8 protein-coding genes are annotated in these 14445 nt (G+C 60.2%); 3 read left to right on the forward strand and 5 right to left on the reverse strand.

The window, feature by feature from the left end; all coding sequences use genetic code 11:
* Positions 1–11: 11 nt before the first annotated feature.
* From AC07V4_RS04415 to AC07V4_RS04425, 3 genes are all read right to left on the reverse strand, one after another.
* Positions 12–1361 carry a DUF3999 domain-containing protein gene (locus AC07V4_RS04415; RefSeq protein ID WP_492637623.1) on the reverse strand — a complete coding sequence of 450 codons (1350 nt, stop codon included), beginning with the start codon at positions 1359–1361 and terminating at the stop codon, positions 12–14.
* Positions 1361–4873, reverse strand: a complete 3513-nt coding sequence (locus tag AC07V4_RS04420) for a DUF2339 domain-containing protein (protein ID WP_492637624.1) — start codon at positions 4871–4873, stop codon at positions 1361–1363. Before AC07V4_RS04420 ends, AC07V4_RS04415 begins: the two co-directional genes overlap by 1 nt.
* Positions 4874–5073: 200 nt before the next feature.
* On the reverse strand, positions 5074–7524 hold the full coding sequence (locus AC07V4_RS04425) for a glycogen/starch/alpha-glucan phosphorylase (RefSeq protein WP_431751036.1): 2451 nt from the start codon (positions 7522–7524) through the stop codon (positions 5074–5076).
* A 227-nt stretch (positions 7525–7751) separates the two neighbouring features.
* Between AC07V4_RS04425 and AC07V4_RS04430 the strand changes: the two genes are divergently transcribed.
* Positions 7752–8186, forward strand: coding sequence for a YkgJ family cysteine cluster protein (locus tag AC07V4_RS04430; protein ID WP_492637625.1), 435 nt, complete (start codon positions 7752–7754; stop codon positions 8184–8186).
* Between the two features lie 193 nt (positions 8187–8379).
* Here the strand turns inward: AC07V4_RS04430 and typA are convergent, their stop codons facing one another.
* Together typA and thiI are read right to left on the reverse strand one after the other, a co-directional pair.
* Positions 8380–10200: a translational GTPase TypA gene (gene typA / locus AC07V4_RS04435; RefSeq protein ID WP_010213863.1), complete on the reverse strand. Its 1821-nt coding sequence runs from the start codon at positions 10198–10200 to the stop codon at positions 8380–8382.
* 139 nt (positions 10201–10339) lie between these two features.
* Positions 10340–11794 (reverse strand): tRNA uracil 4-sulfurtransferase ThiI, encoded by a 1455-nt coding sequence (gene thiI, locus AC07V4_RS04440; protein WP_492637626.1) that lies wholly within the window; start codon positions 11792–11794, stop codon positions 10340–10342.
* Between the two features lie 333 nt (positions 11795–12127).
* Here thiI and glnA point away from each other — a divergent pair, with 333 nt between their 5' ends.
* Entirely contained in the window at positions 12128–13534 is a 1407-nt protein-coding gene (gene glnA / locus AC07V4_RS04445; protein WP_024072899.1) for a glutamate--ammonia ligase, read from the forward strand.
* A 181-nt stretch (positions 13535–13715) separates the two neighbouring features.
* Positions 13716–14252 carry a chorismate mutase gene (locus AC07V4_RS04450; protein WP_492637627.1) on the forward strand — a complete coding sequence of 179 codons (537 nt, stop codon included), beginning with the start codon at positions 13716–13718 and terminating at the stop codon, positions 14250–14252.
* Positions 14253–14445: the final 193 nt, after the last annotated feature.

Here is a 14445-nt window from a genome sequence, read left to right on the forward strand (position 1 = left end):
GCCAATAGAGTTCACGGTTTGCCCTGCGGCTTGCGCAACAGACTGTAGGCCATCGCCCCCAGTGCCGCCACGCCGAGCAGTAGCACGGCCCATAGGCCGAGCTTCTTCCAGTCGCTACCGACTTCGGGCGAAACAGCGACGGCGGGGGTTTTGACCACAGCCTCTCCCGTCACCACGGCCTGGCCCAGGGTCTTGAGGCGCTCGGCACTGTAATCAGGAATCAGCGTCGATAGCGGCAAATTCGCCGCTTTCACCGACGCATTGCCCAGCGCCAGGGTAAATGGCGGCTCGCCCCGCGCCAGGAAGACCAATTGCGTGGCACGCACGGCAAAGCTCAGGGCGGGCGCTTCGACGCCCAGGCCACCACCACGCTCGTCCACCTGTAACTTGAGCTCGCCAACGGCCACGCCAGGCAACTGCAATTGATCCTGCACCACGTCCTGGCCGTTCTGGGTCAGGCGATACAACAAGGCATTGCTCAGTGGCTGCCAGGCCTGATTGACCTCACGGCGCCCCGATAAGGTCACAGGGGCCAACGTGTTGGGCTGCTTCAACTCGATACGCAGGCGCTCGACATGCAACCCCGTCGGCAATTGCCAGCTGTATTCGCCAGCCTTGAGGCGTACGCCCGACAACGGCTGCGACCACACCAACGGCATCGGCAGGCTGCTGCTGGTGGCACTGACCAACTTGGCCGAGGTCAACTGCGGCGCCGCCTGGCCCTGCCAGACCAGACGCAGATAACGCGCCGACTGCCCCGGCAAGCTCACGTCATGCTGTTCGACCCGTTCGTCGGCAAACGACAGGCGCGCCACTTGGCCATCGCCCCAGGACTCCCAGTGCTGCAGGTCATCGCTGGCTTCAATGCTGAAACGCTGGAAGCCATCCTGCTCGCGGCTCCAGTCCAGGCTTAGTTGCTGCAACGGAGCCTTGATCCCGCTGGCATCCAGAACCCAGCCGCGTAGCACCTGCTTGTCCGTCTTGGTGGCTGGACGGACTTCCAGCAAGGTGCCTTCGGCGGTGGATTTCATCACCACGCCAGGCAACGCTTCCTGCGCATCGGCGGCGTACAGCGGAAACCATTTCACATCGGCCACATCGCGGCTTTCGGTGCGCTGCGCTGACTGGCGTGACAGCGCATACGCCTGCGGCTCCCCGGCGGCGTTGAACACTCGCACGTCACTGAGATCCGCCTGACGGGCACTCAATTGCAGCGCCAGCGGCAACTCCACGCGATACCACGGGCCGCTGCCGCTCACGGCCAGCGGCACCTGCGTGGTGAAGTCGGCAGGTCCTTCCTGGGCGTAAACCGCCGAACACAGCATCCCTACCACCCACCCGCCCAGACTCAGCTTGCCCATCAAGAAGACGCTCCTTCGGTTTCAATCACAGGTTCGGCACGCTTGGGCGGCAGCGGTGCAAAGTAACCCACCACCAGCAACAACCCGCCCACGCCGATGAACGACACAATCCGCGCCAACCCGCCACGGTTGCTCAGTTCGACAAAGAACAGCTTGGCCACCACCACGGCAATCAGCGCCGCGCCGATCAGCCACACTTCGCGACGATGACGCAGGTGGCCGCCGATCATCAGGCCGAGGGCGATCAGGGTCCAGACGATGGACAGCCCGGCCTGGACCAGCATCGACTCCAGCAGTGCGTCCAAATGAAACGGTACGCCGCCCCAATGGTGGGCGGTACGCATCACCAACGCGGTAAAGAACGCAAACAGCGAAACACCCGCGACACCCTGGGCGACCCACTCGGCTAGCAGCCCGCGTTGCGGCGCCACACTGCGCGACCACAAGTACACACCCAACAGCGCGAACAACAAACCCAGGTCCAGCGGGTTGAGCAGCGGCACATACGGCAGCGGCTTGGCCGTGCCGTCACTGAAGATATTCGCCAGCCAGAACCAGCCGAGCATCAGCACCGCCAACGGCAACGCCGCCAGCACACGGTACTCACGCGGATAAGCCGACACCGGCCACGGCCAACTGCGCGGTGCAGCCGCCAGCACCAGGTACAGGCTCGGCAGAATCGCCCAACCCAACCAGCGCCAGGCGTTGTACTCGCTCGACAGCAACAACAGCCCGTAACGCAGCTCCAGGGCCAACACACCAATCAACATCCAGCAGCCCAGCACGTGAGCAATGCTCGACACCTTGCCTGGAACCACCGTCGCCAAGCGGCGCAGCGTGATGAAATGCACCCCAAACACCGCCAGCCAGGCCAGCCAGCCGTAGTGGGCCGCCGGGTGGTAATAAGCATGGGCAGACACCAGCAATACCAGGCCTGCCGCCGGCATCAGCAAGGTGCACAGCATGCCAAGCGAAGCCCAGCGCAAGCGTTCCGCCAAAAACGCCCAGATCGCCACGCTCACCGCCGCAATCGCCAGCAGGAACGGGCCTTGCAGCTCTTCAGGGATAAACCGTAGCACTTCGCCGATCAGCGCCATTGCCCACCACGCTGCCCCCCACACCAGCAACAGGTCGGACAGGCGTTGCAGTTTCAACACGGTAAACACCGCCGCATGGGGCTCACGCTGCAAGCGCCAAGCGCCGACCAGGGCGGCAAGCCCCAAGACCATCGGTGTCCAGAAACCGCTGTGGGCCAGTGGCCGCAAACCGTCGCTGGTCAATGGCCCGAGCAGCCCCGGCACCGCCAGCAGGAACGAGGCGCCGCCAACCAGCTGCAACAACAAGCCAAACACGAAGCTGACGCGTTGTTGCAGGTACAAGCTCAACCAGATGATCAACAAGCCACTGGCCGCCCACACACCGCTGGCGCTTTCCCATGGCAGGACGAACAGCACCGCTAGGTTGATCAGCACCAGACCGGCCAGCAACACCACCGACAACCCGCGCAACAGGCGTACGTCGCTGCGCACCATGTCATCGCGCGCGGCCAGCAGCATGCCGCCGACCAAGGCCAGTCCGATCAGTGAGGCAGTCAACAGGCCGGCCCAACCCGCGCTGAACACCGCCACGCCATCACCGCCCTGCAAGCGCAACAGGAACAAGGCGCCGCCCAGCAACTGCACGGCGAAAGCCGTGAACAGGAAGGTACGCGAGCTGATACGCAGGCCGATCAACAGCGTGACCAGACCGCCGATTGCCCAACTGATGGCTGTGCCTTGGGTCAGTAAAAACAGCGGTGCAAGCAGGTACAGGAAGCTCAAGCCCAGACTTGCCAGCACCGGCAGACCTTTGCGCTCCCAATCCGCCGCCTGCTCGGTGGACGCCTTGCGCAACTGATCGAAGCTGAACAGCAATGCGACACCCAACAGCAACGCACCCAGTGGCGCACCGTCGAGCAAAGTCAGTTCACCCACTCGCAGTTCACTGAGGAACGCCAGCGCCGAACCCAACTGCAGCAACAGGCCGAACGCCCGTGCCAACGGCCGATGCTGGCGCAGGCCAAGCCAGAAGATCCCGGCGCCTTCGACCGCCCAGGCGGCTGCCGTCCAGCGCGCATCGAGTCCCAAAGGAATCGCCAGGCTGGCAAAGATCACGCCCAATGCCAGGCAGGTTTCCGCCAGCAACAAGGCACGCCCACCACTGAGCAAGCGCGCCAGGCCCATGTAGATGATCCCAAGCCCCAGCGCACTGAACGCAGCGGCAAACTCCAGGTGCTGCACCAACGCGAACTGCAAGCCAAAGCCCACCAACGGCGGGCCGAACAGCATAGTGCCGTCGACGTAGTCACCCTTGGACGCCGACCAGCGCAGCAGCGCATCACGGCCCTCGGGCGCCTCGCCCATCTCCAGCAACTTGCGCCGGGCGAACAGCAGGCCGATGGCCAAATACATCAGGAAAAACAGGATCAGGAACGGCTCCGTGCTCCACAGCAGCTCCGGCGTATACGAGCGCATGCCCCACGCAAAGCCAATGCCGAAGGTGCCGACAAACCCGATCAGGTTGAGCAGGCGCCAGGCCTTGAACCAGGCAATGGCGAGGATGCCGGCGTTGAGCAGCGCAAAATAGCTGAACAGCGCCACATGATTACCGGCGCCGGTCGAGGTGAGGATCGGCGCGGCAAAACCACCCAGCGCCGCCGCGCAAGCCAGACCGAGGGCATCCTGGGTGATCGCCAGGATTGCCGAGAACACCGTGACCGCTACCAACAGGCCCAGCGCCGCACTCGGGTCAATCAACGGGTGCAGGCGCATCGCGGCGAACACGGTCAGGTACAGCACCGCAATACCGGTGCCTTGCAGCATCAAACCGTAGTTACTGTTGCGCAGTCGTAACCACCAGCCCAGGCCCAGCAGGCCGATGGCGGCAGCGGCGACACCCGCATACCGCAGCTCGATCGGCACCACCATGCCCTCGGTGGCGTAGCGCAACAGGAACGCCAGGCCGAGAAACAGCAGCACCACACCAACACGCAAAACCGTATTTCCGCCGAACAGCCAATTGCGTGCGCCGCTGATGGTGCGCTCGATCAGGTTGGGGCCACGTGGGACGACGGGCGCCTCAGGACGTGAAATGGGTTCTGGCGCCCAAACGTCATCCGGCAGCGGCTGGCTCGCTTCGGCGGCCATGATGGCGGGTGCGATGTCGGCAGGCAGCTCCCAAACCAGCTCGGGCATCGCGGTGACCGTCGCGGGCTCCGGGGCAGGTGTTTCGACCATGACCGGGCTGGTCGGCGCAGGCACTTCCAATTGATGCAAGCGCTCACCCAGGGCGATCAACGCCTTTTGCGTGGTTTCCAACTGGCCTGCCTGCTGCTCCGCCTTGGCCGCAAGCTGTGACAGCCGAATCGCCTGGCCGATGCCCAAACCCAGCAGCGCGCCAATGCCTGCATCGCTAAACGACTCGTCGAGTGTCCAGCCGAGCACCAGGCCAATCAGCATGAAAATCCATTGCATGGTCGATATCCCTAAGCAGCCCGAGGCGGGCAAACCGAGGCCTAGTATATCGACGCGGGCCCAATGTGAAAGCAAGCTTATGTGGGAGCCGGGCTTGCCCGCGATGCAGGCACCTCGGTGTATCTGTCACACCGAGGTGATGCTATCGCAGGCAAGCCAGCTCCCACATAAGCCCGCACACATGTTCAGGTCAGCGATGTTTAGTCGAGGGCTTTCCAGATCTCGGTAGCGTACTCGCGGATCGTCCGGTCCGAACTGAACCAGCCCATCCGCGCCGTATTCAACACCGCCGAGCGCCACCATGCCTTGGAGTCATGCCAATGCGCCTCGACCCGCGCCTGGGCGTCCCAGTAAGAGTCAAAGTCGGCACACACCAGGAAGCGGTCGTAGTCGATCAGTCCGTCGATCAACCCCACATAGCGGCCCGGATCATCCGGCGAAAACACCCCGCCACGGATCGCTTGCAGCACATCGTTGAGGCGATAGGACGCAGCGATATCGGGACCCGCGTTGAATTCGCCGGCATGCTTGCGCGCTTCCACCTGCTGCGCACTGAGGCCGAAGATAAACATGTGCTCGGCGCCGACGCGCTCGTGCATCTCCACGTTGGCACCGTCCATGGTGCCGATGGTCAGCGCACCGTTGAGGCCGAACTTCATGTTGCTGGTGCCCGAGGCTTCAAAGCCGGCAGTAGAGATCTGTTCGGACAAGTCCGCCGCCGGAATGATGCTTTCTGCCAGGCTGACGTTGTAGTTGGGCAGGAACACCACCTTCAGCAAGCCGCGCACGGTTGGGTCGTTGTTGACGGTGCGGGCGATGTCGTTGGTCAGCTTGATGATCAACTTGGCCTGGTGATAACTGGCCGCGGCCTTGCCGGAGAAAATCTTCACCCGTGGCACCCAGTCGGTGCCCGGTTCGGCGCGGATCGCCTGGTACAGCGCCACGGTGTGCAGCAGGTTGAGCAGTTGGCGCTTGTACTCGTGGATACGCTTGACCTGCACATCGAACATCGCCGCCGGGTTGACCGCAATGCCCAGACGCTCGTGGATGATCTCCGCCAGTGCGCGCTTGCTGTGCAGCCGCTGCTCGGCGAAGGCCTTGCGGAAAGGTTGCTTCTCGGCAAAGGGCTCCAGCTCGACCAGGCGCTCCTCGGGTTTGTCGAGGATGTCCGGCCCCAGCGCCTCCACCAGCATCTCGGTCAGCTTGGGGTTGGCCTGGTACAGCCAGCGGCGGAAGGTAATGCCGTTGGTTTTGTTGTTGATGCGCTCCGGGTACAGCTTGTGCAGCTCGGAGAACACTGTGCTGCGCATCAGTTGGGTATGCAGGCCGGATACGCCATTGACGCTATGGGAGCCAAGAAACGCCAGGTTGCCCATGCGCACGCGGCGGCCGTTGTCCTCTTCGATCAGCGACACGGCACGCAGCACGTCAAAGTCGTGGATGCCTTTGGCACGCAACGAGTCGATATGCTGGGCGTTGATCAGGTAGATGATCTGCATGTGTCGCGGCAACATGCGCTCCATCAGACCTACAGGCCAGGTTTCCAAGGCCTCGGGCAACAGTGTGTGGTTGGTGTAGGAAAGGGTTTCGACGGTGACGTCCCACGCCGCTTCCCACGGAATGTCATGCAGGTCGACCAGTTGCCGCATCAACTCGGCCACGGCGATGGACGGGTGAGTGTCGTTGAGCTGAATCGCCGCGTGCTCGCCGAGGCTCAGCACCGAGCCGTGCATGTTCTTATGGCGGCGCAGCAAGTCTTGCAGCGAGGCCGAGACGAAGAAGTATTCCTGGCGCAGGCGCAGTTCCTGCCCCGCTTCGGTGCTGTCGGCCGGGTAAAGCACGCGGGAGATGCTTTCGGCGCGGGCCACTTCGGCCACGGCGCCCAAATGGTCACCCGCATTGAAGCGTTCCAGGTGCAGGTCTTCCACTGCCCGCGCACGCCACAGGCGCAGGGTATTGACGCTGGCACCACGCCAGCCGACCACTGGCGTGTCATAGGCAACCGCACGCACGGTTTCGTTCGGCGTCCATCGCTGGATCACTTTGCCGGAAGCATCCTCCAGTGTTTCAACGCTGCCACCAAAGCCAATCGGGTAAATCACTTCGGCTCGCTCGAACTCCCACGGATTGCCGAAATCCAGCCAGCGCTCGGTCTGTTCCTGTTGCCAGCCATCGACAATGGCCTGGCGAAACAAGCCGTGCTCGTAACGGATACCATAACCGTGGCCGGCAATACCCAAGGTTGACATGCTTTCCATGAAACACGCCGCCAGGCGGCCCAGGCCACCGTTGCCCAACGCCGCGTCGGGCTCCAGCAGGCGGATGCGCTCCAGGTCCACACCCAGCTCGGCCAGCGCTTCGCGGGCGATCTCCAGCACGCCGAGGTTGCTCAGGCTGTCGTAGAGCAAGCGACCGATGAGAAATTCCAGGGAAAGGTAATACACTCGCTTCTGGCCTTTGCGGTAGATGCGCCGGGTATGGTCCATCCAGTGGTCGACCATCTGGTCGCGAGCGGCCAGGGCGATGGCTTCGAACCAGTCATGGTCGAAGGCGTGATCCGGGTCCTTGCCCACCGCATAGGTGAGCTTGGTCAAGACGGCATCGCGGAATGCGGCTACCTCTGCTTCTCGTGCAAGCGGTTCCTGAGACATCGGTGTGACCTCGGGCGAGATTGAAGGAGTTGCTAGAGCCTAGTCGGTCTGACAGACGGCAGACGCGCTGGTTCGGCAGTTTTTTAGCTCATTCACCTTGGCGGGAATTTGATGCAGGGGTCGTGCCTGATCAGCCTTTGAGCTGAAACCCGCAAAATATTGTTCAAAAAACCACCAATCCCGGTATGATCGCGCGCCCGGACACAGCCCCACCTTTTGGAACCCTGATGAAGCCTCAACTGATCGCCGCCGCGGAACTCGACCGACTTGAATCGTGGCAGAAATATTCCGCGCATATGTGCGGTGGTTGCGTGTCCAGCTGCTGCACGCTGCCGGTCGAAGTGAAGATCAAGGACCTGATCCGCATTGGCATCGTCGATGAATTCGAGCGCGGTGACCCGCCGAAGAACATCGCCAAGCGGTTGCAGAAGGAAGGCATCGTCGAGCGGTTCAATTCCAAATCAGAAATTTTTACCCTGCAGCGCATGAGCAACAACGACTGCCTGTATCTGGATCGTAAGACGCGCTTCTGCACTATTTATGACAAGCGCCCGGATACTTGCCGCAACCACCCCAAGATCGGGCCGCGACCGGGGTATTGCGCGTACAAGCCGAAGGAAGTGGTGCGCGAGACCAAGTTCAAGACCCTCGACAAGTTCTGATCCAAACCTTGTAGGGCTCTTGAGGGCCTCATCGGGGGCAAGCCCCCTCCCACATTTTGATTTGTGAATACATTCAAGTGTGGGAGCTGGCTTGCCTGCGATGGGGCCAGCAGAGACAACATATAAATCGCAGGCACAAAAAAACGCCCCCGGCCTTTCGACCGGGGGCGTTTTTCATTCAGCCTGAGTTAACTCAGTTCTTGGCTTTCTTGGCAGCGCGGGTACGCTCGCCTTCGTCCAGGATCTTCTTACGCAGGCGGATCGACTTAGGCGTGACTTCGCACAGCTCGTCGTCCTGGATGAATTCCAGGGCCTGTTCCAGGGTGAAGCGAACAGGTGGAACCAGAGCGATGGTTTCGTCTTTGCCCGAAGCACGCATGTTGTCGAGCTTCTTGCCTTTGGTTGGGTTGACGCCCATGTCGTTGTCACGGCTGTTCAGACCAACGATCTGACCGTTGTAGATCTCTTGACCGTGTTCAACGAACAGCTTGCCACGCGCCTGGAGGGTTTCCAGGGAGTAGGTCAGTGCCTTGCCGGTTTCTACCGATACCAGAACACCGTTCTGACGGCCGGACATGTCGCCGGACTTCATGGTGTCGTAGCGATCGAAGATCGAGGTCAGGATGCCAGCACCGTTGGTCAGGGTCAGGAACTGGTTACGGAAACCGATCAGACCACGAGCAGGGATGTTGTATTCCAGACGCACACGGCCTTTGCCATCCGGCACCATGTTGGTCAGGTCGCCTTTACGCAGGCCCATCTCTTCCATCACCTTGCCCTGGGATTCTTCAGGGGTGTCGATGGTGACGTTTTCGAACGGTTCCTGCTTCACGCCGTCAACCTGACGGATGATCACTTCTGGACGACCAACGCCCATTTCGAAGCCTTCGCGACGCATGGTTTCGATCAGTACCGAGAGGTGCAGCTCACCACGGCCGGAAACCTTGAACTTGTCAGCCGAGTCGCCTTCTTCAACGCGCAGTGCAACGTTGTACAGCAGCTCTTTGTCCAGACGCTCCTTGATGTTACGGGAGGTCACGAACTTGCCTTCTTTACCGCAGAAAGGCGAGTCGTTTACCTGGAAGGTCATGGAAACGGTTGGCTCGTCAACGGTCAGAGGCTTCATCGCCTCGACGGTGTCCGGGTGGCACAGGGTGTCGGAGATGAACAGCGAGTCCATACCGCTGATGCACACGATGTCGCCAGCTGCCGCTTCTTCAACGTCGATGCGGTGCAGACCGTGGTGACCCATCAGCTTCAGGATACGACCGTTGCGCTTCTTGCCGTCGGCGCCGATAGCCACAACTGGAGTGTTCGGCTTGACGCGACCACGAGCGATACGGCCAACGCCGATAACACCCAGGAAGCTGTTGTAGTCCAGTGCGGAGATCTGCATCTGGAACGCGCCATCACGGTCAACAGCCGGGGCTGGTACGTTGTCGACGATCGACTGGTACAGCGGGGTCATGTCTTCAGCCATGTCGGTGTGGTCAAGACCAGCAATACCGTTCAGGGCCGAGGCGTAGACGACTTTGAAGTCCAGTTGTTCTTCGGTGGCACCCAGGTTGTCGAACAGGTCGAAGATCTGGTCCAGAACCCAGTCCGGACGCGCGCCTGGACGGTCAACCTTGTTGATGCACACGATCGGACGCAGGCCGGCTTCGAAAGCCTTCTTGGTCACGAAACGGGTTTGCGGCATAGGGCCGTCTTGAGCGTCAACCAGCAGCAGAACGGAGTCAACCATCGACATTACGCGCTCTACTTCGCCGCCGAAGTCGGCGTGGCCCGGGGTATCCACGATGTTGATGTGGTAGCCGTTCCAGTTGATGGCAGTGTTTTTTGCCAGGATGGTAATACCGCGCTCTTTTTCCTGGTCGTTGGAGTCCATCACGCGCTCGTCGTTGAGCTCGTTGCGCTCCAGGGTGCCGGATTGACGCAGGAGTTTGTCTACCAGGGTGGTTTTACCATGGTCAACGTGAGCAATGATGGCGATGTTACGTAGATTTTCGATCACTTGTGTATCTCGATCAGAGGATTCGGTGTGCTGACAGGTCGTGGCAGCGATTAACAGTAGAGTCAGGCCTTGCCGTTACAGCTTGACGGCAGAGTCGGGGGGCCGGTGACGCAGGCCACAGGCAAACAGCCCCGGGCTCTTAGCTCGGTCGATAAACGCGCACATTGGCATGCCCCTCACTGAGCAAATGGTGGGCATGCAGGCGACTCATCACGCCTTTGTCGCAATACAGCAGGTACTGACGGCTGTTATCCAGTTCCTTGAAACGCGCGTTCAGTGCGTAGAACGGCAGCGCTTGCACGTCGATGCCGGCGATTTCCAGCGGCTCATCTTCAGCGGCATCCGGGTGACGGATGTCGATGACGATCTGGCCGGCCAGGGCTTCGCTGACTTCTTCGATCTTCACATCCTGGCCCAATTCGTCGATTACGCGATCGATCGGGACCAGCTTGGCGTTCTCGAGCGCTCGCTCCAGAATCGCCATGTCGAATTCTTTCTCTTCATGCTCCACGCGGTGGCGCTTGGCGTGGGTCTTGGGGTTCACCGAAATGACCCCGCAGTACTCGGGCATGTGCTTGGCAAAGTCGGCAGTGCCGATTTCTTGCGCCAGGTCGATGATGTCCTGCTTGTGACTGGCGATCAGCGGGCGCAGCACCAGCTTCTCGGTCACGCAATCGATCAACGACAGGTTCGGCAGCGTCTGGCTCGACACCTGAGAGATCGCTTCACCGGTCACCAGCGCATCGATATGCAGGCGGTCGGCAATGCTCGACGCCGCGCGCAACATCATACGCTTCAATACTACGCCCATATGACCGTTATCGACTTTACCGAGAATTTCTCCCAGCACTTCCTCGAACGGTACGCTCACAAATAGCACGCGCTGGGAGCTGCCGTATTTCTTCCAGATAAAGTGCGCAACTTCCATCACGCCCAATTCGTGTGCACGCCCGCCCAGGTTAAAGAAGCAGAAGTGGCTCATCAGGCCGCGACGCATGATCTGGTAGGCCGCCACCGTGGAATCGAAACCACCGGACATGAGGACCAGGGTCTGTTCCAGGGCGCCCAGCGGGTAACCGCCGATGCTGTTGTGCTGGCTGTGGATCACAAACAACCGTTGGTCGCGAATTTCGATCCGGACTTCGATTTCCGGCGATTTCAGCGAAATTCCAGCAGCACCGCACTCGCGACGCAGCTTGCTGCCGACATATTTCTCGACGTCCATGGAGCTGAACGGATGTTTGCCGGCACGCTTGCAACGCACGGAAAAGATCTTGCCTTCAAGAGCGTTGCCGTAGTGCTGCTTGCACTTCTCGGTGATGTCGTCGAAGTCGCCCAGCGGGTACTCGTCCACCTGCAGGAAATGCGCGATGCCCGGCATGCAGCTCAGGCGCTCGGTCATGTCCTTCAGGGCTTTGGCGTCGGTGACACGTGTTTCCAGTTCGAGATTGTCCCACACGCCGTTCACCACCACAGCCGGGTCCAGGTCACGGAGCACGGCACGGATGTTCTTGGCCAATTGACGGATGAAACGCGTCCGTACCGGTCGGCTTTTAATGGTGATCTCGGGGAAGACTTTAACGATTAATTTCATGGAAACAGCGCGCGCCGGGCCTGCTGAAAAAGGGGGGCGCGGATTATAGCGGAAATCGCTCAAGGTTTAACCAGTTAATATGCATCGCGCTTGCAACGCACCAAAATGGGTCATTTATCCGAAATGACGCTACATTGCAGTGCGCTATTTATTCCGTTCCAGCGGATTGCACCGTTATAGGGGCCATTTTGAGGCAAAAAGGCCATGTTGGCGCACTGGCATGCAATTTGCTCTCTTGTGAGGCAGGTTGCCTTGGCGGAGTATCCGCGCCGGCATCACCCACATTCTAAGGGCTAACTCCACTACCCAGCCCGAAGCCACCCGGAGGACACCATGTCGAAGTCGGTTCAACTCATCAAAGATCATGACGTTAAATGGATTGATCTGCGCTTCACGGACACCAAAGGTACTCAGCACCACGTGACCATGCCGGCGCGTGATGCGCTGGATGATGCTTTCTTCGAAGAAGGCAAAATGTTCGACGGCTCCTCCATCGCCGGCTGGAAAGGCATCGAAGCCTCCGACATGATCCTGATGCCGGACGACAGCACTGCCGTTCTCGACCCGTTCACCGAAGACCCAACCCTGATCATCGTCTGCGACGTGATCGAGCCTTCGACCATGCAAGGCTACGACCGCGACCCACGTGCGATCGCCAAGCGTGCCGAGGAATACCTGAAGTCCACCGGTATCGGTGACACCGTATTCGTAGGCCCAGAGCCAGAATTCTTCATCTTTGATTCGGTCAAGTTCAAGTCCGACATCTCCGGCTCCATGTTCAAGATCTTCTCCGAACAAGGTTCGTGGATGTCCGACCAGGACGTGGAAGGCGGCAACAAAGGCCACCGTCCAGGTATCAAAGGCGGCTACTTCCCAGTTCCGCCGTTCGACCACGACCACGAAATCCGCACCTCCATGTGCAACGCCATGGAAGAAATGGGCCTGGTCATCGAAGTTCACCACCACGAAGTGGCAACTGCCGGCCAGAACGAAATCGGTGTGAAGTTCAACACCCTGGTAGCCAAGGCTGATGAAGTACAGACCCTGAAGTACTGCGTACACAACGTGGCGGATGCCTACGGCCGTACCGCTACCTTCATGCCTAAGCCGCTGTACGGCGACAACGGTTCGGGTATGCACGTTCACCTGTCCATCGCCAAAGAAGGCAAGAACACCTTCGCCGGCGAAGGTTATGCCGGCCTGTCCGACACTGCCCTGTACTTCATCGGCGGTATCATCAAGCACGGTAAGGCCCTGAACGGCTTCACCAACCCGTCGACCAACTCCTACAAGCGTCTGGTCCCAGGTTTCGAAGCGCCGGTAATGCTGGCCTACTCGGCTCGCAACCGTTCCGCATCGATCCGTATTCCTTACGTGTCCAGCCCACGCGCTCGTCGTATCGAAGCACGTTTCCCGGACCCGGCAGCCAACCCTTACCTGGCCTTCGCCGCACTGGTAATGGCTGGTCTGGACGGTATCCAGAACAAGATCCACCCTGGCGACGCCGCCGACAAGAACTTGTACGACCTGCCGCCTGAAGAGGCCAAAGAGATCCCACAAGTGTGCGGCAGCCTGAAAGAAGCCCTGGAAGAACTGGACAAGGGCCGTGCGTTCCTGACCAAAGGCGGCGTATTCAGCGACGACTTCATCGATGCCTACATCGAGCTGAAAAGCGAAGAAGAAATCAAAGTACGCACCTTCGTACACCCACTGGAATACGAGCTGTACTACAGCTGCTGATCCGGTAGCGCTGCTTAAAGTAGCGTGACGAAAAAGACCTCCTTCGGGAGGTCTTTTTTTGCCTGGGTTTTATTAAAAATGTAGGAAGGGGCTTGCTCCCGATGGCAGAGTGTCAGGCAGCACCTGTGCCAACAGACCCACCGCCATCGGGAGCAAGCCCCCTCCCACAAGGAGATCTGCGTTGAAACATAGACTTTTGTTCGCCCTGTTATTCGCCAGTGTCAGTGCAAGCGCCGCGCCACCCACGCTTGAGCCGCTGCTCAATAGCATCGCCGAACGTTTGGAGATCGCCGACCAGGTCGCCCTGAGCAAATGGGACAGCCACAAGCCGGTGGAAGACAAAAAGCGTGAACAAGAGGTGATCGCCAGTGTCGTCGCCCAGGCACCCACTTACAAACTGGACCCGGCCGCCGCCGAACAGTTTTTCTCCGCGCAGATCGAGGCAAACAAACTGGTGCAATACGCCCTGTTGTCCGACTGGCAATTCCAGGGCAAGGCGCCCGATAACCCGCGCCCGGACCTGGTGAAGCAAATCCGCCCGCAGTTGGACGAATTGCAAAAGCGCCTGCTGCAGCAATTGGCTGACTTCACCCCACAGCGCACCGACCCGCAGTGCCCACAGTGGCTGGCCACAGCCATACATGAACCGCTCAATGACTCCACCCGCCAACTCGCCATGATCCGCGCCACTGCCGAGTTGTGCAGCCACAAAGGCTGAGGCCTGCAAACCCAATCAAACAGGTGGGAGCTGGCCGCATCCTTCCAGACGATTCATCGTAAGTTCCTACTTCCTGAACAACCTTCACACAATCGCACTATATTGGTGCTATAGGCTGCACTCTCCCCATCTAACCAGCCCATTTTGGTTCGAATCTTCCCGAGCAAGCTGGCAGAACGCCACAGTTTCGCGC

The sequence above is a fragment of the Pseudomonas sp. GW821-FHT03A09 genome (assembly GCF_059421065.1).

Excerpts from the sequence above, each read along its gene's own strand:
- AC07V4_RS04415 (WP_492637623.1), bottom strand. The coding sequence starts at position 1,361 with ATGGGCAAGCTGAGTCTGGGCGGGTGGGTGGTAGGGATGCTGTGTTCG.
- AC07V4_RS04420 (WP_492637624.1), bottom strand. The coding sequence starts at position 4,873 with ATGCAATGGATTTTCATGCTGATTGGCCTGGTGCTCGGCTGGACACTC.
- AC07V4_RS04425 (WP_431751036.1), bottom strand. The coding sequence starts at position 7,524 with ATGTCTCAGGAACCGCTTGCACGAGAAGCAGAGGTAGCCGCATTCCGC.
- AC07V4_RS04430 (WP_492637625.1), top strand. The coding sequence starts at position 7,752 with ATGAAGCCTCAACTGATCGCCGCCGCGGAACTCGACCGACTTGAATCG.
- thiI (WP_492637626.1), bottom strand. The coding sequence starts at position 11,794 with ATGAAATTAATCGTTAAAGTCTTCCCCGAGATCACCATTAAAAGCCGA.
- glnA (WP_024072899.1), top strand. The coding sequence starts at position 12,128 with ATGTCGAAGTCGGTTCAACTCATCAAAGATCATGACGTTAAATGGATT.